General features: G+C 64.4%; 22 protein-coding genes. 14 read left to right on the top strand and 8 right to left on the bottom strand.

Annotated elements, in window-relative coordinates:
* Window positions 1–144: 144 nt before the first annotated feature.
* On the top strand, window positions 145–1,371 hold the full coding sequence (locus ABWY06_RS16555; protein WP_353926670.1) for a sterol desaturase family protein: 1,227 nt from the start codon (window positions 145–147) through the stop codon (window positions 1,369–1,371).
* Between the two features lie 330 nt (window positions 1,372–1,701).
* On the opposite strand, the gene panM is transcribed toward ABWY06_RS16555, so the two are convergent.
* On the bottom strand, window positions 1,702–2,103 hold the full coding sequence (panM, locus tag ABWY06_RS16550) for an aspartate 1-decarboxylase autocleavage activator PanM (protein ID WP_353926669.1): 402 nt from the start codon (window positions 2,101–2,103) through the stop codon (window positions 1,702–1,704).
* A 123-nt stretch (window positions 2,104–2,226) separates the two neighbouring features.
* Here panM and hisB point away from each other — a divergent pair, with 123 nt between their 5' ends.
* From hisB to ABWY06_RS16505, 9 genes are all read left to right on the top strand, one after another.
* Window positions 2,227–2,820 carry an imidazoleglycerol-phosphate dehydratase HisB gene (hisB, locus tag ABWY06_RS16545; RefSeq protein WP_353926668.1) on the top strand — a complete coding sequence of 198 codons (594 nt, stop codon included), beginning with the start codon at window positions 2,227–2,229 and terminating at the stop codon, window positions 2,818–2,820.
* Window positions 2,820–3,458: an imidazole glycerol phosphate synthase subunit HisH gene (gene hisH, locus ABWY06_RS16540; protein WP_353926667.1), complete on the top strand. Its 639-nt coding sequence runs from the start codon at window positions 2,820–2,822 to the stop codon at window positions 3,456–3,458. Before hisB ends, hisH begins: the two co-directional genes overlap by 1 nt.
* Window positions 3,458–3,718, top strand: a complete 261-nt coding sequence (locus ABWY06_RS16535; RefSeq protein WP_353926666.1) for a DUF2164 domain-containing protein — start codon at window positions 3,458–3,460, stop codon at window positions 3,716–3,718. Before hisH ends, ABWY06_RS16535 begins: the two co-directional genes overlap by 1 nt.
* Window positions 3,719–3,753: 35 nt before the next feature.
* Window positions 3,754–4,497, top strand: coding sequence for a 1-(5-phosphoribosyl)-5-[(5-phosphoribosylamino)methylideneamino]imidazole-4-carboxamide isomerase (gene hisA / locus ABWY06_RS16530; protein ID WP_353926665.1), 744 nt, complete (start codon window positions 3,754–3,756; stop codon window positions 4,495–4,497).
* 136 nt (window positions 4,498–4,633) lie between these two features.
* Window positions 4,634–5,404, top strand: a complete 771-nt coding sequence (hisF, locus tag ABWY06_RS16525) for an imidazole glycerol phosphate synthase subunit HisF (protein WP_353926664.1) — start codon at window positions 4,634–4,636, stop codon at window positions 5,402–5,404.
* A gap of 404 nt (window positions 5,405–5,808) precedes the next feature.
* The gene (locus ABWY06_RS16520; RefSeq protein ID WP_353926663.1) at window positions 5,809–6,543 is read left to right on the top strand and encodes a substrate-binding periplasmic protein; all 735 of its coding nucleotides are present in this window, start codon (window positions 5,809–5,811) and stop codon (window positions 6,541–6,543) included.
* 120 nt (window positions 6,544–6,663) lie between these two features.
* Window positions 6,664–7,404 (top strand): substrate-binding periplasmic protein, encoded by a 741-nt coding sequence (locus ABWY06_RS16515; RefSeq protein WP_502948218.1) that lies wholly within the window; start codon window positions 6,664–6,666, stop codon window positions 7,402–7,404.
* Between the two features lie 135 nt (window positions 7,405–7,539).
* A complete protein-coding gene (locus ABWY06_RS16510) occupies window positions 7,540–8,298 on the top strand; it encodes a substrate-binding periplasmic protein (RefSeq protein WP_353926661.1) in 759 nt (252 codons plus the stop codon).
* 103 nt (window positions 8,299–8,401) lie between these two features.
* The gene (locus ABWY06_RS16505; RefSeq protein WP_353926660.1) at window positions 8,402–9,157 is read left to right on the top strand and encodes a substrate-binding periplasmic protein; all 756 of its coding nucleotides are present in this window, start codon (window positions 8,402–8,404) and stop codon (window positions 9,155–9,157) included.
* Window positions 9,158–9,255: 98 nt separating this feature from the next.
* Here the strand turns inward: ABWY06_RS16505 and ABWY06_RS16500 are convergent, their stop codons facing one another.
* The 4 genes from ABWY06_RS16500 to gpmI form a co-directional block, all read right to left on the bottom strand.
* A complete protein-coding gene (locus ABWY06_RS16500; protein WP_353926659.1) occupies window positions 9,256–10,569 on the bottom strand; it encodes a S41 family peptidase in 1,314 nt (437 codons plus the stop codon).
* Window positions 10,570–10,691: 122 nt separating this feature from the next.
* Window positions 10,692–11,975 carry a murein hydrolase activator EnvC family protein gene (locus tag ABWY06_RS16495; RefSeq protein WP_353926658.1) on the bottom strand — a complete coding sequence of 428 codons (1,284 nt, stop codon included), beginning with the start codon at window positions 11,973–11,975 and terminating at the stop codon, window positions 10,692–10,694.
* 117 nt (window positions 11,976–12,092) lie between these two features.
* Window positions 12,093–13,001: an NAD-dependent epimerase/dehydratase family protein gene (locus tag ABWY06_RS16490; protein WP_353926657.1), complete on the bottom strand. Its 909-nt coding sequence runs from the start codon at window positions 12,999–13,001 to the stop codon at window positions 12,093–12,095.
* A 150-nt stretch (window positions 13,002–13,151) separates the two neighbouring features.
* Complete coding sequence (gene gpmI, locus ABWY06_RS16485; RefSeq protein ID WP_353926656.1) at window positions 13,152–14,684, bottom strand: 2,3-bisphosphoglycerate-independent phosphoglycerate mutase; 1,533 nt, start codon at window positions 14,682–14,684, stop codon at window positions 13,152–13,154.
* A gap of 349 nt (window positions 14,685–15,033) precedes the next feature.
* Here gpmI and ABWY06_RS16480 point away from each other — a divergent pair, with 349 nt between their 5' ends.
* From ABWY06_RS16480 to secB, 3 genes are all read left to right on the top strand, one after another.
* A complete protein-coding gene (locus ABWY06_RS16480; RefSeq protein ID WP_353926655.1) occupies window positions 15,034–15,447 on the top strand; it encodes a rhodanese-like domain-containing protein in 414 nt (137 codons plus the stop codon).
* A 2-nt stretch (window positions 15,448–15,449) separates the two neighbouring features.
* Window positions 15,450–15,704: a glutaredoxin 3 gene (gene grxC, locus ABWY06_RS16475; RefSeq protein WP_353926654.1), complete on the top strand. Its 255-nt coding sequence runs from the start codon at window positions 15,450–15,452 to the stop codon at window positions 15,702–15,704.
* A 112-nt stretch (window positions 15,705–15,816) separates the two neighbouring features.
* On the top strand, window positions 15,817–16,302 hold the full coding sequence (secB, locus tag ABWY06_RS16470; RefSeq protein WP_353926653.1) for a protein-export chaperone SecB: 486 nt from the start codon (window positions 15,817–15,819) through the stop codon (window positions 16,300–16,302).
* 60 nt (window positions 16,303–16,362) lie between these two features.
* Here the strand turns inward: secB and ABWY06_RS16465 are convergent, their stop codons facing one another.
* Complete coding sequence (locus ABWY06_RS16465; RefSeq protein ID WP_353926652.1) at window positions 16,363–16,824, bottom strand: tRNA (cytidine(34)-2'-O)-methyltransferase; 462 nt, start codon at window positions 16,822–16,824, stop codon at window positions 16,363–16,365.
* Here ABWY06_RS16465 and ABWY06_RS16460 point away from each other — a divergent pair.
* On the top strand, window positions 16,823–17,263 hold the full coding sequence (locus tag ABWY06_RS16460) for a hypothetical protein (RefSeq protein WP_353926651.1): 441 nt from the start codon (window positions 16,823–16,825) through the stop codon (window positions 17,261–17,263). The genes ABWY06_RS16465 and ABWY06_RS16460 overlap by 2 nt on opposite strands.
* 563 nt (window positions 17,264–17,826) lie before the next feature.
* Here ABWY06_RS16460 and ntrC read toward each other — a convergent pair.
* Both ntrC and glnL read right to left on the bottom strand, forming a co-directional pair.
* Window positions 17,827–19,263, bottom strand: a complete 1,437-nt coding sequence (gene ntrC, locus ABWY06_RS16455) for a nitrogen regulation protein NR(I) (RefSeq protein WP_353926650.1) — start codon at window positions 19,261–19,263, stop codon at window positions 17,827–17,829.
* On the bottom strand, window positions 19,250–20,102 hold an 853-nt coding region (gene glnL / locus ABWY06_RS16450; protein WP_353926649.1), incomplete at its 5' end, for a nitrogen regulation protein NR(II). The genes glnL and ntrC, both read right to left, overlap by 14 nt.

Genomic DNA, 20,102 nt, shown 5'->3' with positions numbered 1-20,102 from the left:
CCTCGGGTTCCCGCAGGTGCCTCAGTTTGCCCGCCGCGGGAGCCCCTGGCGCCCTTGGTGTCCGGGATTGGCGCGCCCGGCCGCTCCGGGCGGCGCGGGCCTTGTTAGGCTGCTGGGCATAACAAGAACAGGGGTCGGACCGTCATGAGCATCGCCATCCTGGCGTTCCCGCTGTACATCCTGCTGATCCTGCTGGAGCTGGCGTACGAGCGTCATACGGGGCGCGCGACCTATCGCCTGGCCGACGCCAGTACCAGCATCAACACGGCGATCCTGCGGGTATTGCTGGAAGGGCCGCTGCGGCTGCTGTTGCTGCTGCCCTATGCCTGGCTGTACGAGCACGCCCGGCTGTTGGAGCTGGACGCGGGCTCGCCCTGGGTCTGGTTGGTCGCCTTTATCGCGGTGGATCTCTGCTTCTACTGGGCCCATCGCAGCCTGCACCGCTACAACCTGCTGTGGGGCGCGCATCAGCCGCACCATTCCAGCGAGGATTTCAACCTGTCCACGGCCTTGCGCAAGGGCGCCTTCCAGCCGGCCTTCGACTGGCCTTTCTACCTGCCCCTGGCCTTGCTGGGCGTGCCGCTGCCCCTGTTTCTGCTGTTGCTGGGCATCCAGCTGGCGTACCAGTTCTGGATCCATACCCAGCATGTCGGCTCGCTCGGCTGGCTGGAGGGGGTGATCGTCACGCCGTCCCTGCACCGGGTGCACCACGGCCAGAACGACTGCTATATCGACCGCAACCACGGTGGTGTGCTGATCCTGTGGGACAAGCTGTTCGGCACCTTCGCCGAGGAGCGCGAGCCGGTACGTTATGGCGTCACCACGCCGGTCGCCACCTTCGACCCGATCCGCCTGCAATTCAGCTGGTGGCGCCTGCTGTGGGCCGATGCGCGCGCCACCCGCTCCTGGTGGGACAAGCTGCGACTGTGGTGGATGCCCACGGGCTGGCGGCCGGCGGACGTGGCCGAGCGGCCTTGGCCGAAGATGGGCGAGGACAACTATGCGCCCGTGTATGCGAGCGGCTTGCGCCTGTATGCCTTTTGCCAGTTTCTGCTGATCAACGCCCTGGCCCTGGGGTTTTTGGCCAGCGTCAAGCAAGCGGCCATCTGGGAGCCCTGGCTGCTGGCGCTGGTGATCCTCTGGGGCTGCATCAGCCTGGGGCGGCTGTTCGATGGCAAGGGTGGGCGCTGGCGGTTCGAGTTGGTCCGCCTGCTTGCCATGGCAGCGCTGGCGCTGGCCTGGGGCTTCTGGCTGGCGCCGCCGCACGGGGGCATTGGCGTGGGGCTGGCCGGGCTTTGCGTGGCCAGTGCGCTATGGCTGGGTTGGCGAATGTTGCATTCGATGGCTCCCGCGCGCCTGCGTGGAAGCTAACCCGCGACGCTCGGCGACTTCGTGGCGTCTGCCGGCGGACGCGGGAGCGTCTGGGGGTGCATTCCCACGCGGAGCGTGGGAACGATCAGCGAGGACATAGGGTGGTCTCGGTGCGCTGTTCAGCGACAGCCCACCGTATCTGGCCGCCGAGGCGAGCCCGCGATGCCTCGCGTCGCAGGGTGGCCTGCTTGTGGACGCGGGAGCGTCCGGGGTGCATGCCCACGCGGAGCCTGGGAACGAGCAGCGAGGACGTAGGGTGGTCTCGGCGCGTTGTTCAGCGCCAGCCCACCGTATCTGGCCGCCGATGGCTGCCAGGTCAATCGCCGGTCCTCAGTCGAGGCTGTCGAGCGGCAAGCCGCAGCGTGCGGCCAGCGCCTGGCTTTCCAGGTGGTCGGCCGGGGCCGCCAGGTGCAGGGTGGCGCCGGCCGTCGTGGTCAGGCGCAGGGCTTCGTCGAGCAGGCGCTGGCCCACGCCGCGGCGGCGGGTCAGCTGGCGCACGCACAGGTGCGACAGCTGCCAATGGGTCTCGCCCCGACGCAGCAACGCGGCGCCGAGCAGCCGGTCGTTGAAGCGCCCGGCCAGCAGCTCGCCGCGGCGCAGGCCCGCCTCGATCAGGTCGTCGGCATCGGCATGGGGCGCCAGCAGCCAGGCCGGAGCATCGGCATAGACCTTGCGCAGGTCGCTGCGGTCCTGGGCGGTGGGGCTGTGCAGGACTTCGACTATGACCGGCATGGCAGGCTCCTGGCGAGGGCAAAGGCCGCGAGTGTAAACCGCGGCGACCACCGCCGGTAGCCGCGTCCGGCCCGTGCCCCCTATAATGGCCGCCTTTTCCGTGAGCATTTTGTGGAGCTGGTGATGGCCGAACGTACGGCGTCCGTCGAGCGCAACACCTTGGAAACGCAAATCAAGGCTTCGATCAACCTGGATGGCAGCGGTGCAGCGCGCTTCGATATCGGCGTGCCCTTTCTCGAACACATGCTCGATCAGATCGCCCGTCATGGCCTGATCGACCTGGATATCGAGTGCAAGGGTGACCTGCATATCGACGACCACCACACCGTCGAAGACGTTGGTATCACCCTGGGCCAGGCGTTCAGCAAGGCCATCGGCGACAAGAAAGGTATCCGTCGTTACGGCCACGCCTATGTGCCGCTGGACGAGGCGCTGTCGCGGGTGGTGATCGATTTCTCCGGTCGCCCGGGCCTGCAGATGCATGTGCCTTACACCCGCGCCACGGTCGGCGGCTTCGATGTCGACCTGTTCCAGGAGTTTTTCCAGGGCTTCGTCAACCACGCCAATGTCAGCCTGCACATCGACAACCTGCGTGGGCACAACACCCACCACCAGATCGAAACGGTGTTCAAGGCCTTCGGCCGTGCGCTGCGCATGGCGGTGGAGCTGGACGAGCGCATGGCCGGGCAGATGCCGTCGACCAAGGGTTGCCTCTGATGCAGACGGTGGCGGTAATCGACTACGGCATGGGTAACCTGCATTCGGTGGCCAAAGCCCTGGAGCATGTCGGTGCCGGGCGTGTGCAGATCACCAGCGACGCCAAGGTGATTCGCGAAGCCGACCGCGTGGTGTTTCCCGGCGTGGGCGCGATTCGCGACTGCATGGCCGAAATCCGCCGGCTGGAGTTCGATGCGCTGGTCCGTGAGGTCAGCCAGGACCGGCCGTTTCTCGGGATCTGCGTCGGCATGCAGGCGCTGCTCGAGCGCAGCGAGGAAAGTGGCGGCGTCGACTGCATCGGCCTGTTCCCGGGCCAGGTGCGCTTTTTCGGCAAGGGTATGGAGGAAGACGGCGAGGCCCTTAAAGTACCGCACATGGGCTGGAATCAGGTAAGCCAGACGGTCGCCCATCCGCTGTGGCACAACATCCCCGACCTGGCGCGGTTCTATTTCGTCCACAGTTTTTACGTCGAGGCGGGTAACCCGCGTCAGGTCGCCGGGCGCGGCCACTACGGGGTCGATTTCGCCGCCGCGCTGGCCGAGGGCTCGCGTTTCGCCGTGCAGTTCCACCCGGAAAAAAGCCATACCCACGGCCTGCAGTTGCTGCAGAATTTTGCCGCCTGGGATGGCCGCTGGTAATGAGCAAGGCCAAGTTGAAGGCGCCGTTGCTCGAGCTCGAGCCGCCGCACAACCAGGCGGCACTGCAGGTGCTCAAGCGTTTCCTGGAGGAGCGTTTCGAGCTGGAACTGGGCAGTTTCGAGGTGCAGGAAGTGCTGGACCTGTTTGCCCGCGAGGTGGCGCCGCACTTCTACAACAAGGCCATCAGCGATGTCCAGGCGCACCTGAGCGAGCGCTTTCAGAGTATTGAAAGCGACCTGTGGTCCCTGGAAAAAAGCTGATATTTCACCGACTTCACTTTGAATAGGTTCGTCCGATGCTGATTATCCCCGCTATCGACCTGAAAGACGGCGCCTGCGTGCGTCTGCGCCAGGGCCGCATGGAAGACTCCACGGTGTTTTCCGACGACCCGGTGGCCATGGCCGCCCAGTGGGTGCAGGCCGGTTGTCGTCGCCTGCACCTGGTCGATCTCAATGGTGCTTTCGAAGGCCAGCCGGTCAACGGCGAGGTGGTCACCGCCATCGCCCGGCGCTACCCGAACCTGCCGATCCAGATCGGTGGCGGCATCCGTTCCCTGGAAACCATCGAACACTACGTGCGCGCGGGCGTGGCCTACGTGATCATCGGCACCAAGGCGGTCAAGGAACCGGCCTTCGTCGCCGAGGCGTGTCGGGCGTTTCCGGGCAAGGTGATCGTCGGCCTGGACGCCAAGGACGGCTTTGTCGCCACCGACGGCTGGGCCGAGGTCAGCACGGTGCAGGTGATCGATCTGGCCAAGCGCTTCGAGGCCGATGGCGTGGCGGCGATCGTCTACACCGATATCGCCAAGGACGGCATGATGCAGGGCTGCAACGTGCCCTTCACCGTGGCCCTGGCCAACGCCACGCGGATCCCGGTGATCGCCTCGGGCGGCATCCATCATATCGGCGATATCCAGGCGCTGCTGGACACCCGCACGCCGGGCATCATCGGCGCCATCACCGGGCGGGCCATCTATGAAGGCACCCTGGATGTGGCCGAGGCCCAGGCGCTGTGCGACCTGAACAGCAAGGTTGAGTAACGGGCTGTAGCCGATCCGTAGTTTGTAGGATGGGTTAGCCGCGAAGCGGCGTAACCCATCGCTTGGCTTCATCATTTGCGATGGGTATCGCTGCGCTCAATCTACGCGGTTCGACCCATCCTACGGGAACACTGTTATGGCACTGGCAAAACGCATCATTCCCTGTCTCGACGTGGATAACGGTCGGGTGGTCAAGGGCGTCAAGTTCGAGAACATCCGCGATGCCGGTGACCCGGTGGAGATTGCCCGTCGCTACGACGAGCAGGGCGCCGACGAGATCACCTTCCTGGATATCACCGCCAGCGTCGACGGTCGCGACACCACGCTGCACACGGTCGAACGCATGGCCAGCCAGGTGTTTATCCCGCTGACGGTCGGTGGTGGCGTGCGCACCGTGCAGGACATCCGCAACCTGCTCAACGCCGGCGCGGACAAGGTCTCGATCAATACCGCGGCGGTCTTCACCCCCGAGTTCGTCGGCGAGGCGTCCGCGCGTTTCGGCTCGCAATGCATCGTGGTCGCCATCGACGCCAAAAAAGTCTCAGGCCCTGGCGAGGTCCCGCGCTGGGAGATTTTCACCCACGGCGGGCGCAAGCCCACCGGGCTGGATGCGGTGCTTTGGGCGAAGAAGATGGAAGACCTGGGCGCCGGTGAGATCCTGCTGACCAGCATGGACCAGGACGGCATGAAAAATGGCTTCGACCTGGGCGTCACCCGTGCCATCAGCGATGCGGTGGGGATTCCGGTAATTGCATCCGGCGGCGTCGGCAACCTCGAGCACCTGGCCGCCGGTATTCTCGAGGGCAAGGCGTCGGCCGTGCTGGCGGCCAGTATCTTCCACTTCGGCGAGTTCACCGTGCCCGAAGCCAAGGCCTACCTGGCCAGCCGCGGCATCGTCGTGCGCTGATCGCCTACCGCGCCTCGGCGCGGTCCCCCACCATAACTACGTCGCTGCCCGCTGGGCCGCTCGCGCCTGGCCGGTCGGTCGGCCATCGGCCGCGCCTTAGGGCCTGGGGACACTGCCGCAGGGCCGCGCCGGGTCTGGGCCCCTTCTTCGCGGCAACGCGACTCGCGAGGGTAATATCCAGGGGGCCTGGTCCGGCGGCACGGACGGCGATGGTCTTGCGTGCACCATAAACGCCCGTTTGAACGTGATACGTGCTGCAGGCTGGTGCACAAGTCGCCACATGCTGTGCTGCAATCGACACCGGTAGAGGCATTTGCCCGCTAAACTATCAGTGTCCGCGCCACGACCCTGAAAGGTCGATCGTTGCGCTAATCCTACTTGTACCCTGCTAACAGAGTGTATTTATGCCTGCTTCCCGGCTTATTGCCGTTTTTCTGCTGCTGTGCGGCTCCAGCCTGACCCGTGCCGAATCCCTGGTTCTGCTCACCGAAAACCTCGCGCCATTCAATATGGCGGTCAATGGCAGCAATTTCGCCAAGGACGACGGCGTCAGCGGTATCAGCACCGACACGGTGCGCGCCGTATGTGAGCGCGCGGCGATCGAGTGCCAGACCATCCTGCGGTTTCCCTGGGACCGGGTCTATCAGCAGGCCTTGAGCGACAATGGCTACGGCCTGTATTCGGTGGCGCGCACCCCGGAGCGCGAAGCGCTGTTCAAGTGGGTCGGCCCCATCGCCACCAACGACTGGGTGCTGTTGGCCCGTGCCGACAGTCCGATCACGCTGAACAACCTGCAGGAAGCGGCGAAATACCGCATCGGTGGCTACAAGAACGATGCTATCAGCCAGCACCTGATCGACCGGGGCCTGACGGTGCAGACGGCCCTGCGGGACAACGAAAACGTCAAGAAGCTGGACAAGGGGCTGATCGACCTGTGGGTCACAGCCGATCCCAGCGGACCCTATATGGCCAAGCAGGAAGGCCTGGCGCAGGTCAAGGTGGTGCAGCGCTTCCATAAGGCCGACCTCTACCTGGCGCTGAACAAGAACACCTCCGACGAGCTGGTGCAGAAGTTGCAGGCCGCATTGGAGTCCCTGCGCGGCGAAGGGCAGTTGGAGGCGATCAAGGGTCGTTACTGAGTCGGGGCAAGGCCATTTGCCTTCATCCTTCTTCAGGGCTGGGCTGATCCGACGCGCCTGGGTATGCTGGGGTCGCATTCTCCACTGAAATCATGAGAACACCTTATGTCGAGTCGTGTAATGCTGGCGTTGGTCAGTCTGTTGTGGATGTTCGCCGGCAGTGCCCGGGCCGAGGTCGACCCCAACTACAGCATGGTCCTGCTGACCGAGAATTTTCCGCCTTACAACATGGCCATCAATGGCAAGAACTTCGCCACTGAAGACAGTATCGATGGCATCGCCGTGGATGTGGTGCGCGAGATGTTCAAGCGCGCCGGGATCAAGTACAGCCTGACCCTGCGGTTTCCCTGGGACCGCATCTACAAGTTGGCCCTGGAGAAACCCGGCTATGGCGTGTTTGTCGCGGCGCGCCTGCCGGAGCGGGAAAAGCTCTTCAAATGGGTCGGCCCGATCGGTCCGGACGACTGGGTGCTGCTGGGCCGGGCAGACAGCGACATCAAGCTGGATGTGTTGTCCGACGCCAAGGCCTTCAAGGTCGGTGCCTACAAGGGGGATGCGATCGCCGAGCACCTGGTCAATCAGGGACTGACACCGATAGCCGCTCTGCGCGACCAGGAAAACGCCAAAAAGCTGCAAAACGGGCAAATCGACCTGTGGGCCACTGGCGATCCCGCGGGTCGCTATTTGGCCAAGCAGGAGGGCGTGACCGGCCTGAAGACCATCCTTAAATTCGACAGTGCGCAGCTGTACCTGGCCCTCAACAAGGAGGTGCCGGACGAGGTCGTGCTGCGCTTGCAAGCCACCCTGGACAAGATGCGCGAGGAGGGTTTTGTCGAGGATATTCTCAACAGTTACCTGTAACGAGTAAGGCGGTAACGGTCAGCTTCAGCTGGCCGTGGCCAGGGATGGTAACGAGACGCGCATTCCGTCGCCGAGCTTGCCGCTTTGCCGGGATGCCGCTCGCCACAATAACGAAACCTGCGGGCGGTGCTAATCATGTTGAACCTGTTCAATCGCACTCTGTTGTTGCTGGGCCTGATCCTGGCGGCCACTACCGCGCGAGCGGAGTTACCGGCGGATTACAAGGTCGTATTGCTGACGGAAAATTTCCCGCCGTTCAACATGGCGGTCGATGACAAGAACTTCGCCCGGGACGATGGCATCGACGGCATCAGCGCCGACGTGGTGCGCGAGATGTTCAAGCGTGCCGGCATCGGTTATACCCTGAGCCTGCGCTTTCCCTGGGACCGCTTGTACCGCCTGACGCTGGACAAGCCCAACTACGGGTTGTTTTCCACCACCTTCACCCCTGAGCGGCAACCGCAATTCAAGTGGGTCGGGCCTTTGGCCAAGACCGGTTGGGTGCTGCTGGCGGCGCCAGGCAACAGTATCCAGGTCAAGACCCTCAAGGACGCCGAGCAGTACACCATCGGCGCCTATAAAAACGATGCGGTCAGCCAGCACCTGGAAAGCCAGGGCATGAAACCGGTCAACGCCTTGCGCGATCAGGAGAATGTCAAGAAGCTGACGGGCGGTAAGATCGACCTGTGGGCCACCACCGATCCAGTGGGGCGGTACCTGGCCAAGCAGGAGGGCGTGACCGGGTTGACCACGGTGCTGCGGTTCAACGATGCGGAGCTCTACCTGGCGCTGAACAAGGACACCCCGGACGAAGTCATCCAACGCCTGCAAAAGGCCTTGGACGAAATGCGCGCCGAGGGTTTTATCGACGACATCACTGCCAATTACCTGTGAGTAAACCCTGAGGGCAGTGCGGCCGGCAGTCGTTCGGGGCAGGTACCACCTGCCGCGAACAGAGGCATAACAACAATAACCAACCTGCGGAGCTGCTCCAACCATGTTCAATCTGTTCAAACGTACCTTTTGGCTGGGCCTGGCCCTGACGGCGGCCACTGCGCATGCCGAGTTGCCTGCCAGCTACAAGGTGGTTCTGCTGACCGAAAATTTCCCGCCGTTCAATATGGCGGTGGATGACAAGAACTTCGCCCGGGACGACGGCATCGACGGCATCAGCGCCGACGTGGTGCGGGAGATGTTCAAGCGTGCCGGCATCGACTACAGCCTGACGCTGCGTTTCCCCTGGGACCGCTTGTACCGCCTGACCCAGGAAAAGCCGAACTACGGACTGTTTTCCACCACCCGTACACCAGAGCGTGAGAGCTCCTTCAAATGGGTCGGCCCGCTGGGCAAGACGTCCTGGGTGCTGGTCGCGGCGCCGGGCAGCAGCCTGACGGTCAAGGACCTTACCGAGGCCAGCAAGTACAAGATCGGCGCCTACAAGAACAACGCGGTTACCCAGTCTCTGGAAGGCAAGGGCGTGCCCCTGGTGACCGTGCTGCGTGACCAGGAGAACATTCGCAAGCTGGCCAAGGGGCAGATCGACCTGTGGGCCACCGACGATCCGGCGGGCCGTTACATGGCGCGCCAGGAAGGCGTGAGCGGACTGCGCATCGTCCTGAACCTGAACGACGCGGAGCTGTACCTGGCGTTGAACAAGGAGACCCCCGACGAGGTCATCCAGCGCCTGCAAAAAGCGTTGGACCAGATGCGCAGTGAAGGTTTTATCGACGAGATCACCAACAACTACTTGTAGCCTGTTGGCCTGCGGCGCCAGCCCAGTGGGCCCGGCGCCGGTCTCTGCAACCCCAGGCGCCAGTGCCGGCCTTGACACTGGGCCGGTTCAACGGCGGATCAATCGCCGCCGCGGGTCACACTGAGGCCCTTGAGCAGGTTCAGCGCCTGGTTCAACTGGAAGTCGTCGTCCTGGACACTGGGTTTCGCTTTGTCCTTGCCGACGCTGGGTTTGTCTTCCCCGCCATTGCCATTGCCCAGATGGCCCTGCAGGTCGGCTTCCTTGTAGCTCTCGTCTTGCTCGCGGGTCACCTTGGCGCGCGCCACCTCGATGTCCGGCACTATGCCCTGGGCCTGGATCGAGCGGCCGTTGGGGGTGAAATACAAGGCGGTGGTCAGCTTCAGCGCGCGGTTATTGGCCAGCGGCAGCACCGTCTGCACCGAGCCCTTGCCAAAACTGTCGGTACCCATCAGGACGCCGCGCTTGTGATCCTGCAGGGCGCCGGCGACGATTTCCGACGCCGAGGCGCTGCCGCCGTTGATCAGCACCACCAAGGGTACCGCTTCGCTGGCATCCGCCGGGTCGGCGGAAAAACGCAATTCTGAGTTGGCGATACGGCCCTTGGTGTAGACGATCAGGCCCTTGGTCAGGAAGTGATCGGTCACCTCCACTGCGGCCTGCAACACGCCACCGGGGTTGTTGCGCAGGTCCAGCACCAGGCCACGCAGTTTTTTGTCGCCGTTGTCCTTGCGCAGCTTGGTCAGCGCCTTGCCAACTTCTTCGCCGCTATTGACCTGGAACTGGGTGATGCGCAGATAGCCATAGCCGGGTTCGAGCATCTGACTCTTGACGCTCTTGACCTTGATCACGGCGCGGGTCAGCTCCACGTCGAACGGTTGGCCGCCCTCGCGGACCAGGGTCAGCGCGATTTTCTCGCCGGGTTTGCCGCGCATCTTTTCGATGGCTTCCATCATCGACAGGCCCTTGGTCGGTTTGCCGTCGATCTTCAGGATCAGGTCGCCGGCTTCGATGCCCGCCTTGGACGCCGGTGTATCGTCGATCGGCGAGACCACCTTGAGGAAGCCATCTTCCTGGCCGACCTCGATGCCCAGCCCACCGAATTCGCCACTGGTGCTTTCCTGCAGCTCGAGGAAGGCTTCGGGTTCCAGGTAGGCCGAGTGCGGATCGAGGTTGCTGAGCATGCCCTTGATGGCGTTCTCCAGCAGGGTCTTGTCGCTCACCGGTTCGACATAGGCGGCTTTGATCCGGTCCATGACCTCGGCAAAGGTGCGCAGATCGTCCAGCGGCAGCGGGGCTTTGCCGCCAGTGGCAGCGGCAGGCGGGGTCGCGGGCTCTTCGGCCTGTGCCAGAGGAGCCCCGATAAGCAAGCTGATCGCCAGGGCCAGCGAGGTGAGACGGGACAAATGCGGCATGTCGAACGAACTCCTGAGGAATAAAGGTGACGCCTGGTATCGATACTGCCCGAAGCGTTTCCCGCCGTGCCGCTGACCGGTTGCTGCGAGCGGTGCGTGCGGCTGGCCGCAGGTTGGGAATATTAGCCTTGGCTGGTGCACCACTGCACAGGATCGCTCGGGCGCCCCTGCTGGCGAATGGCAAAATACAACGCCGGGCTGTCCTGTCCGCCGCTGGTGCCCACGGTGGCGATGGGGTCGCCGGCGTTGACCAGGGCACCGGCATCGCGCAACAGGCTCTGGTTGTGGCCATAAAGGCTCAGGTAACCGTTGCCGTGATCGAGGATGACCAGCAACCCGGCACCGCGCAACCAGTCGGCGAACACCACCCGCCCGCCGTGGATGGCGCGCACCTGGCTGCCGGCCGTGGCGCCGATCAGCACGCCGTCCCACTTGGTACGAACGTCGCCGCCGCGCGGGGTTCCGTAACGGGCCAGCAAGCGGCCATCCACCGGCCACGGCAACTTACCGCGCGCCTGGGCGAAAGGGCCGCCAATGCTGCCACCGGCGCTGGACACCTGCGGGCCCTCGGCGCGGGCTACGCTGGCGGGCTGCGCTTGCCGTGCGCGCTGCTCGGCCAGTTGGCGCTCGCGTTGCTGTTCGGCTTCGCGGGCCAGACGTGCTTGTTCCGCCTGGCGGGCCAGGGTCGCTTCGATGGTCTGCAGGACGCGGCCAAGCTCGGCCTGCTCCTGTTCGCGGGCCTTGAGGCTGCGGTCCTGGCTGGCGTACTCCTGGTTCAGCTTGGCCAGGGCGCGCTGGCGGGCCTTGCGCACTTCGCTCAAGGCTTCACGGCGTTCCTCCAGACTGCCTTTTTGCACCAGCAATTGCGCTTGCTGCAGGTCAATGGCGCGCTGCACGTTGGCGAGTTGGCGCAGGGTTTCGTTGAAGGTGGCGAGCTGCTCGAGGCGGGCTTGGCTGAGGTAGTCGTAATAGGTCAGGGTGCGTGCAAAACGTTCCGGATTCTGCTGGTTGAGCAAGAGCTTGAGATATTCCTGGCGGCCGCTCTGGTAGGCCGCGCGAGCCTGGATGCCAATCAGCCGCTGTTGTTCGAGCTTGGCCCCTTCCAGGGTTTTTTTCTCCTGGTCCAGGCGCTGGATTTCCTTTTCGCTGCCCTCGAGTTCCTGTTGCAGGTGGTCGACCTGTTTTTCCAGCTGGCCCATTTCAGTCTCGGTGCCACGCAGTTCCTTTTGCACACCGGATTTTTCCAGCTGCAACTGCTTGAGCAGTTTTTTCAGCTCGTCGACGTCCTTGCGGGCCGTTTCCAGCTGCTGCTGGGTGTCGCTGCGCTCATCGGCCACCACTTGGCTGACGGGGCCGAACAGCGCGGCCGCACTGGCGAAACTGAGGAGGATCAAGACGCGAAGCATGGAGGGCGATACCGGGGCGATTAGTCGTCCTAGTATGCCCGCGGCGGCGAGCAAAAAAAACGCCCGGACCCGCCGGGAACGAGGCGTTTACTGTGATTACCACGCCAAACGCAGCCATCAGGCCTGCGCGGGCAGCATTTGTTCGCGGATCCACTCGAACACCGTCGGCTGACGCGGCGTCCAGCCAAGCAATTGGCGGGCGTGCTGGCCACGCACGCGGCTGTTCGAGCCCAGGCCGTAGTTGGCCATTTCGTAGCCCCACTCGGCGACAGCCTGCTCCAGCGGCCAATCCTGGGCCTGGCCCAGGTGCAGGGCATCGGCGATGGCCTGGCTCATGTCGCGAAAGGCTGCCTCGCCGCTTTCGACGAAATAGAAGGTGCCCGCGGGTGTCCGCTCCAGGGCCAGCCGGTACAGCTCCACCACATCGGCGATATGCACGTTCGACCAGATATTCAGGCCTCGCCCGACGTGCCGGACTACGCCGCTTCGCTGCGCCTGTTTGAGCAATCGCGGCAACTGCACGCTGTCGCGGGACAGGCCCAGGCCGTGACCATAGATCAGGGTATTGCACAGCACGGCCGAGCGGATGCCGCGGCTGGCGGCGTCCAGTACCAGCTGATCGATGGCCATGCGCGCGGCCTTGTCGGCGGTCGGCGCGGGCAAGGCGTCCTCCTCGAACACCTGGTCGGACGCGCGCTCACCGCCACAGGCGTCGCCGACGATGCTCGAACCGCTGGTGTGCAGCAGCACCTTGGCGGAGCCAGCCAGGCCCTCGATCAAGGCCTCGACGGCGCCGCGGTGGTCGCTGCTGGCGGCATTGATCACCGCGTCGGCGGCCTGCGCCTGGGCGATCAGCAGGTCACGGTCGTCGAGCGTTCCGAGGACCGCCTCGATACCCAGTGCGCGCAGTTCCAGCGCCTGTTGCGGATCGCGCACCAGGCCACTGACCTGATGGCCCGCCTGGGCCAGGCCGGTGGCCAGGGAACCGCCGATAAAGCCGCCGGCGCCGGTGATGAAAATCTTCATGGAGCAGTCCTCGAACAGGGAAGGTGTCTGAGGCACAGCATGGCGTTCGCAGGCTTGCGGAAAAAGTGGGTAGAAGGCAAATGAATCTTGCCTTAAGGACAAGAATGCCTGCGCGGAAAGGCCCCGCGTTGACGTGGGGCCGAGCCAGTTTCAGGTCAGCGTGAGGATGCTGGTGCCGGTCATCTCGGTCGGGATGGGCAGTCCGAGCAGGGTCAGCAGAGTGGGCGCCACGTCGGCCAGCACGCCGCCTTCACGCAGCGTTACCGCACGTTTGCCGACATAGATAAAGGGCACCGGTTCGCAGGTGTGGGCCGTGTGCGCCTGGCCGGTGCCCTCGTCTTCCATCTGCTCGACATTGCCGTGATCGGCGGTGATCAGCGCTTCGCCGCCCACTTGGTCCAGGGCCTCGGCGATACGCCCGACACATTGGTCCAGGCATTCCACCGCCTTGACCGCGGCGGCGAACACGCCGGTGTGGCCGACCATGTCGCCGTTGGCGTAGTTGACGATGATCACGTCGTAGCGCTGCTGCAAGATGGCCTCGACGATGCGGTCGGTGACGATCGGTGCGTTCATCTCGGGCTGCAGGTCGTAGGTGGCGACCTTCGGGGAGGGGATAAGGATGCGCTCTTCGCCGTCGAAGGGCTCCTCGCGGCCACCGGAAAAGAAGAAGGTCACGTGGGCATACTTTTCCGTTTCGGCGATGCGCAGCTGGGTCTTGCCGTGTTTGGCCAGGTACTCGCCGAGCACGTTGTCCAGGCTGCCCGGCGCGAAGGCGCAGGGTGCAGGGATGCTGGCCGCGTACTGGGTCAAGGTGACGAACTGCGCACCTGGCTGACGGCTGCGGGCAAATTCGTCGAAGTCCGCGTCGACGAAGGCGCGGCTCAATTCGCGGGCGCGGTCGGCGCGGAAATTCATAAACACCACCGCATCGCCGTCTTCGACCCGCACCGGTGCGCCCAAGGTGGTGGCCTTGACGAACTCGTCGCTTTCGCCACGGCCATAGGCCTGCGCCAAGCCCGTGCTGGCATCGCTGGCCTGGAACTCGCCTTGACCCTCCACGATCAGCCGGTAGGCCGCCTCCACCCGATCCCAGCGGTTGTCGCGGTCCATGGCGTAGTAGCGGCCGATCAGCGTGGCGATGCGGCCTTTGCCCAGGCGGGCGAAACAATCGTTCAGCAGTTCAATGGACGGCTGGGCGCTTTTCGGCGGGGTGTCGCGACCGTCGAGAAACCCATGCAGGTAGATCTGCTGGGCGCCGCGGCGGGCGGCCAGTTCGGCCATCGCCACCAGGTGATCCTGATGGCTGTGGACCCCGCCGTCGGACAACAGGCCGAGGATATGCACTGCCTTGCCGGCCTGCACGGCCCGGTCCACGGCGCCGGTGAGGGTCGGGTTGTCGAAGAACTCGCCGTCGCGGATGGCCTTGGTGACCCGGGTGAAATCCTGGTACACCACCCGGCCGGCGCCGAGGTTCATATGGCCGACCTCGGAGTTGCCCATCTGCCCGTCCGGCAGGCCGACATCCATGCCGGAACCGGAGATCAGGCCGTGCGGCTGGGTGGCGCGCAGGCGGTCATAGACCGGTGTATGGGCGGCGTGGATGGCATTGGATTCGGGGTTGTCGCTGTGGCCGAAGCCGTCCAGGATAATCAGCACCAGGGGTTTGGGCGTGGCTGTCATTGAGTTCGACTCTTGGCAAGGGTGGGTCGAAAGGCGTCTGGCCTGTGTGCTGCGCCCGACCAGCGCAGCGGCCAGCCAACGCCGCAAAAGGTCCGGCAGTTTAAATGCCAAGCCGCTGGCGCGTCACTGCCAGAGGCCTGTTTGGTGCGTGGGTTAACTCAAGTTCGGATGCCACGAGCACTGGGGCCAGGCGCTGGGGCGAGTCATGGCGGCCCAGGGCGCGGGGCTGCGGCGCCTATCGGGGCCTTGGGCGCCGAAATGGCCTGGCACGCCACCTGCTCGGTGCGGGCTGTAGCCGATTCGAGGGCTGTGTATACTGGCCGACATTTTACCGCCCTGGTACCTCTTGATGCTCGCTCACCTGATTGAATTCGTTACCGTCCACTACCTGCTCAGCGGCACGTTCGCCGCGTTGCTGGCGCTGCTGATCTTCACCGAGATGCGCAAGGGCGGGCAGAGCCTGAGCAGCCGTGAAACCACCGCGTTGCTTAACAGCGAGCAGGGGCTGGTGCTGGACATCCGTGGCAACAAGGATTTTGCCGGTGGCCATATCGTGGGTGCGTTGAATATCCCCCACGACAAGGTACTGGGCCGTATCGCCGAGCTGGACAAGCATAAGGCCAAGACTCTGATCGTGGTCGATGCCCTGGGCCAGCACGCCGGCGGCATCTGCCGCGAGCTGAAAAAAGCCGGCTTTACCGCGGCCAAGCTGTCCGGTGGCATCAGTGGCTGGCGCGCCGACAATATGCCGGTGGTGAAGTAAGCATGCCCGCGGTGGTCGTTTACTCCAGCGATTGGTGCCCTTACTGCACCCGGGCCAAGCAGCTGTTGAAGCAAAAAGGCGTGGCCTTCGAGGAAATCAAGGTCGATGGACGGCCGGAGGCACGGGCGGAAATGACCCGTAAAGCGAAGAAGACCTCGGTACCGCAAATCTGGATCGGCGACACTCATGTCGGCGGCTGTGACGATCTTTATGCCCTGGAGCGCGCGGGCAAGCTGGATGCGCTGCTCACACCCTAGGGGGGCGCGAGCCGGCGGAGTGGGTGCCGGGGCGAAAGCCCGCACCCGGATGGATCCGCCTGACTTTGTAGCGCCTTAAGTACCATGACACTTTGATCAAGAAGGATCTGCAATGACTGAACAAACCACCAATGGCGCCGCTCAAGCCGAGCAAGGCCCTCAGTTTTCCCTGCAGCGCCTGTACGTGCGCGACCTGTCCTTCGAAGCGCCGAAAAGCCCGGCGATCTTCCGCCAGGACTGGACGCCGAGCGTGGCGCTGGACATGAACACCCGCCAGCGCGCGCTGGAAGGCGATTTCCATGAAGTGGTACTGAGCCTGTCGGTTACCGTGAAAAACGGTGAAGAAGTTGCGTTTATCGCTGAAGTTCAGCAAGCCGGCATCTTCCTTATCCAGGGCCTGGACGCGCCGTCGATGAGCCACACGCTGGGGGCGTTCTGCCCGAATATCCTGTTCCCCTATGCCCGCGAGACACTGGACAGCCTGGTGACCCGCGGTTCGTTCCCGGCGCTGATGCTGGCACCGGTGAACTTCGACGCCCTGTACGCCCAGGAAATCGCGCGCTTGCAGGCCGCGGGCGAGGCTCCGGCTCAGGCCTGAGGCATTTCCCGTCGAAGAGAAGAGCGCCTGAGGGCGCTTTTTTTATGGGGCGAAGGGGGCTCAGTCCAGGCTGAAGCCCAACTGCCGCCAACCCTCATAGACCGCCACGGCCACGGTGTTGGACAGGTTGAGGCTGCGGCAGCCGGGACGCATCGGCAGGCGCAGGCGCTGTGTCGAGGGCAGGCTGTCCAGCACCTCGGGCGGCAGGCCGCGGCTCTCCGGGCCGAACAGCAGGGCGTCGCCCTGGGCGAAGCGGGTGTCGTGGAAGGGCTGCGAGGCCTTGGTGGTAAAGGCGAACAGCCGAGGTCGACCCAGGCTTTCCAGGCAGCTGGCCAAGTCGCCGTGACGTTGCACGGGGGCGTACTCGTGGTAATCCAGGCCGGCGCGGCGCAGGCGCTTGTCGTCCAGTTCGAAGCCCAGGGGCTCGATCAGGTGCAGGCTGCAGCCGCTGTTGGCGCACAGCCGTATAATGTTGCCGGTATTCGGTGGAATTTCCGGTTGGAACAGGATGACGTGAAACATGCACGGCTCCGAGCTTAAGAACACGCGGCATTCTACCCCCGAGCCGCCGTCGCGGCCGCAGTTATGGACGCGCGTCATTGGCTCGCTGGCGCTCTTCGGCTTTCTGATCGGCATGATGCTGGGGCGTTTGCAGGCCCCTGAGCCTTTGCGGCTGGAGCGCGTCGAGGTGCAGGCCGACCAGTTGCAGCTGTGGTTTAACGAGCAGCCCAGGTTCAGCGGCGAGCAGGTGCAGGGGGCCTTGGCGCTGCGTTTCGAGGCCCAGGGCCGCGCCCAGCAAGGCCAGTTGGACGTTGCGGGACGCAGGGTCAATTGGCGCTTGCTGCGTGGTCCGCAAGGGCTGTCACTGAACCTGGTGGGAGCCCGACCGCTGCGCGGCGAATGGCACGGCGCAGCGGTGAGGGGCGGCTGGCGGCTGACGGTCAGCCTGCGGGAGGAATAAAAGAGGGGAGCCCCGGCCTGCCTGTACCAAGGTCCCCGAAACTGGGTTACTGGATACTATGCATTGCATGTGCCAGTTTTATGACCATGTGGAAAAAACCTTTATCGGCGCCCTCTGGGCCTTCGATCCGGCCCTCAGGGGCCTTCATTGCGTCGTTTCTATATCCTCGTTTCACACCGCCAGCCCAAGCCCAGCGGGGCACGCGCCGGAACACAAAGGGGGGCGGCTGCTGACCGACGGTGGGCAGCGTTGTTGGCCAGGCAACAACCCCGACCGTGGTAATGCGGGTGTCACGGCCGGATTGCCTGCTGCGTCGCGGGGCGCTTGCGTGGTTTTTGCGCTTTTTTTGTGCTGAACCGGGGCATGGCGGCCGTGATGCGGCGCAACGCCATGCGCCGCTCCCGGCTACGAGGAAAGGACGAGGGAGCGTACGGGCGGGAAAGACCGAAGAGGGGCAGGGGGAGCAGGGTAAGAGCGATTGGCGGCGGGTCAGGCAAGCGCCAGCCGCTGCGGTGGCGGCCCGTCCTGCCCGGGGCCGGGCAGGGCGGTGCGCCATGGGCCGGTCAGCCCTCGTCGCTGTCGTCGTCTTCGACACCGTCGATCTTCATGCCCAGTTCCTTGATCTTGCGGGTCAGGGTGTTGCGTCCCCAGCCCAGCAGTATCGCCGCATCGCGACGGCGTCCGGCGGTGTGTTTGAGCGCGGTCTCGATCATGATCCGCTCAAAGGTCGGAACGGCGCTGTCGAGCAGGCTGGACTGGCCGCGCGCCAGGGCCTGGTCGGCCCATTGGCGCAGGGCCTGTTCCCAGTTGGTCACCGGTGCACTGTCCTGGGGGTGCGCGAGCAGCTCGGGGGGCAAGTCGTCGACATGCACTTCACGGCCGGAGGCCATTACGGTGATCCAGCGGCAGGTGTTTTCCAACTGACGGACGTTGCCCGGCCAGGGCAGGTTCTTCAGGTAGTCCTCGGTTTCGCTCTTCAGCAGTTTGGGCTCCACTGCCAGCTCCTGGGCGGCGCTGCGCAAAAAGTGCCGGGCCAGGGTGGGGATGTCCTCGCGCCGGTCGGACAGCCGGGGAATATGAATGCGAATCACGTTGAGGCGGTGAAACAGGTCCTCGCGAAATTTGCCGGCCTGCACCAGGTTTTCCAGGTTCTGGTGGGTGGCGGCGATGATCCGCACGTCGACCTTGACCGGCGTATGCCCGCCGACGCGGTAGAACTCGCCGTCGGCCAGCACGCGCAGCAGGCGGGTCTGGGTGTCGGCCGGCATGTCGCCGATTTCGTCGAGGAACAGGGTGCCGCCATCGGCCTGTTCGAAACGTCCGCGGCGCTGGTTGGCGGCGCCGGTAAAGGCGCCTTTTTCATGGCCGAACAGCTCCGACTCCATCAGGTCCTTGGGGATCGCCGCCATGTTCAGGGCGATAAAGGGCGAGGCGGCCCGAGGGCTGTGACGGTGCAGGGCATGGGCGACCAGTTCCTTGCCGGTGCCCGACTCGCCGTTGATCAGAACGGTGATGTTGGAGTGGCTGAGTCGGCCGATGGCGCGGAACACCTCCTGCATCGCCGGTGCTTCGCCGATGATCTCCGGGGTCCGCGCTTGCTCGACGGGCACCTGCAGGCCCTGCTGTTCCTGGGCATGCAAAAAGGCGCGCTTGACCAGCGATACCGCCTCGTCGACGTCGAAGGGTTTGGGCAGGTACTCGAAGGCGCCCCCCTGGTAGGAGGCCACCGCACTTTCCAGGTCGGAATGGGCGGTCATGATGATCACGGGCAGGCGCGGATAGAGTTCGCGGAGCCGTGCCAGCAGGTCCAGGCCGCTGGAGCCGGGCATGCGGATGTCCGAGATGATCACGTCCGGCTGCTGGCGGGTCAGACGACTCAGCACGCCGTCGGCGCTGTCGAAGCTGGTGGTGGTCATGCCTTCCTGTTGCAGGGCTTTTTCCAGGACCCAGCGGATGGAGCGGTCGTCGTCGACAATCCAGACGGTTTCACTGCGGCTCATGACGTGCTCCTTGTTCCAGCGGCAGGAAGATCGAGAATGTTGTATGGCCAGGGTGGCTATCACACTCGATCAGCCCCTGGTGCTGACTGATGATGTTCTGGGTAATGGCAAGGCCCAGCCCGGTGCCATCCGGGCGGCCGCTGACCATGGGGTAAAAAATGGTTTCTTGCAGCTCCGGCGGAATGCCGGGACCGTTGTCGATGATTTCGATCTTGCTGACCAGACGATGGCGCACATGGCCGATGGTGAACTGGCGCATGGCGCGGGTGCGCAGGCTGATGCGGCCCAGACGCAGCTCGTTCTGGCTGCTGATGGCCTGCATGGCGTTGCGCACAATATTGAGCACGGCCTGAATCATCTGCTCGCGGTCAATCAGCACATCGGGAATGCTCGGGTCGTAGTCGCGCACCAGGGTGATGCAGCCCTGGCTTTCGGCTTCTACCAACTGACAGACGCGCTCCAGAACTTCGTGCACGTTGGTCATCGCCAGCGACGGCAACTTGTTGGAACCGAGCATGCGGTCCACCAGGTTACGCAGGCGGTCGGCTTCCTCGATGATGACGTTGGTGTAGTCCTTGAGGTTCTCGTCCGGCAGCTCGCGGGCCAGCAACTGTGCGGCGCCGCGAATCCCGCCCAGGGGGTTCTTGATCTCGTGGGCCAGGCCGCGCACCAGCATCTTGCTGGTTTCCTGCTTGGACAGCTGCGCCTCTTCCTTGGTGATGCGCAGCAGGCGGTCCCGGGGGTGGACCTCGAGCAACAGCATCGTTTCGCCGGCGCTGAGGATTGGCGTGACCGCGTAATCCACCGTCAGGGTCTGCCCGGTCAGCGCCGTGAGCATG

This window comes from Pseudomonas sp. (assembly GCF_040514055.1).
In the GTDB taxonomy this organism is placed as follows: Bacteria; Pseudomonadota; Gammaproteobacteria; order Pseudomonadales; family Pseudomonadaceae; genus Aquipseudomonas.
The sequence above is the reverse complement of the archived record's forward strand: the minus strand, read 5'-3'. Positions and strand labels throughout refer to the sequence as shown.

Coding starts and splice junctions, on each gene's coding strand:
- ABWY06_RS16480 (WP_353926655.1), top strand. CDS start 15,034: ATGCTCGCTCACCTGATTGAATTCGTTACCGTCCACTACCTGCTCAGC.
- ABWY06_RS16500 (WP_353926659.1), bottom strand. CDS start 10,569: ATGCCGCATTTGTCCCGTCTCACCTCGCTGGCCCTGGCGATCAGCTTG.
- panM (WP_353926669.1), bottom strand. CDS start 2,103: ATGCCGGTCATAGTCGAAGTCCTGCACAGCCCCACCGCCCAGGACCGC.
- grxC (WP_353926654.1), top strand. CDS start 15,450: ATGCCCGCGGTGGTCGTTTACTCCAGCGATTGGTGCCCTTACTGCACC.
- hisB (WP_353926668.1), top strand. CDS start 2,227: ATGGCCGAACGTACGGCGTCCGTCGAGCGCAACACCTTGGAAACGCAA.
- ABWY06_RS16495 (WP_353926658.1), bottom strand. CDS start 11,975: ATGCTTCGCGTCTTGATCCTCCTCAGTTTCGCCAGTGCGGCCGCGCTG.
- hisA (WP_353926665.1), top strand. CDS start 3,754: ATGCTGATTATCCCCGCTATCGACCTGAAAGACGGCGCCTGCGTGCGT.
- ABWY06_RS16520 (WP_353926663.1), top strand. CDS start 5,809: ATGCCTGCTTCCCGGCTTATTGCCGTTTTTCTGCTGCTGTGCGGCTCC.
- secB (WP_353926653.1), top strand. CDS start 15,817: ATGACTGAACAAACCACCAATGGCGCCGCTCAAGCCGAGCAAGGCCCT.
- ABWY06_RS16460 (WP_353926651.1), top strand. CDS start 16,823: ATGCACGGCTCCGAGCTTAAGAACACGCGGCATTCTACCCCCGAGCCG.
- ABWY06_RS16465 (WP_353926652.1), bottom strand. CDS start 16,824: ATGTTTCACGTCATCCTGTTCCAACCGGAAATTCCACCGAATACCGGC.
- ABWY06_RS16555 (WP_353926670.1), top strand. CDS start 145: ATGAGCATCGCCATCCTGGCGTTCCCGCTGTACATCCTGCTGATCCTG.
- hisF (WP_353926664.1), top strand. CDS start 4,634: ATGGCACTGGCAAAACGCATCATTCCCTGTCTCGACGTGGATAACGGT.
- ABWY06_RS16510 (WP_353926661.1), top strand. CDS start 7,540: ATGTTGAACCTGTTCAATCGCACTCTGTTGTTGCTGGGCCTGATCCTG.
- hisH (WP_353926667.1), top strand. CDS start 2,820: ATGCAGACGGTGGCGGTAATCGACTACGGCATGGGTAACCTGCATTCG.
- ntrC (WP_353926650.1), bottom strand. CDS start 19,263: ATGAGCCGCAGTGAAACCGTCTGGATTGTCGACGACGACCGCTCCATC.
- gpmI (WP_353926656.1), bottom strand. CDS start 14,684: ATGACAGCCACGCCCAAACCCCTGGTGCTGATTATCCTGGACGGCTTC.
- ABWY06_RS16515 (WP_502948218.1), top strand. CDS start 6,664: ATGCTGGCGTTGGTCAGTCTGTTGTGGATGTTCGCCGGCAGTGCCCGG.
- ABWY06_RS16535 (WP_353926666.1), top strand. CDS start 3,458: ATGAGCAAGGCCAAGTTGAAGGCGCCGTTGCTCGAGCTCGAGCCGCCG.
- ABWY06_RS16505 (WP_353926660.1), top strand. CDS start 8,402: ATGTTCAATCTGTTCAAACGTACCTTTTGGCTGGGCCTGGCCCTGACG.
- ABWY06_RS16490 (WP_353926657.1), bottom strand. CDS start 13,001: ATGAAGATTTTCATCACCGGCGCCGGCGGCTTTATCGGCGGTTCCCTG.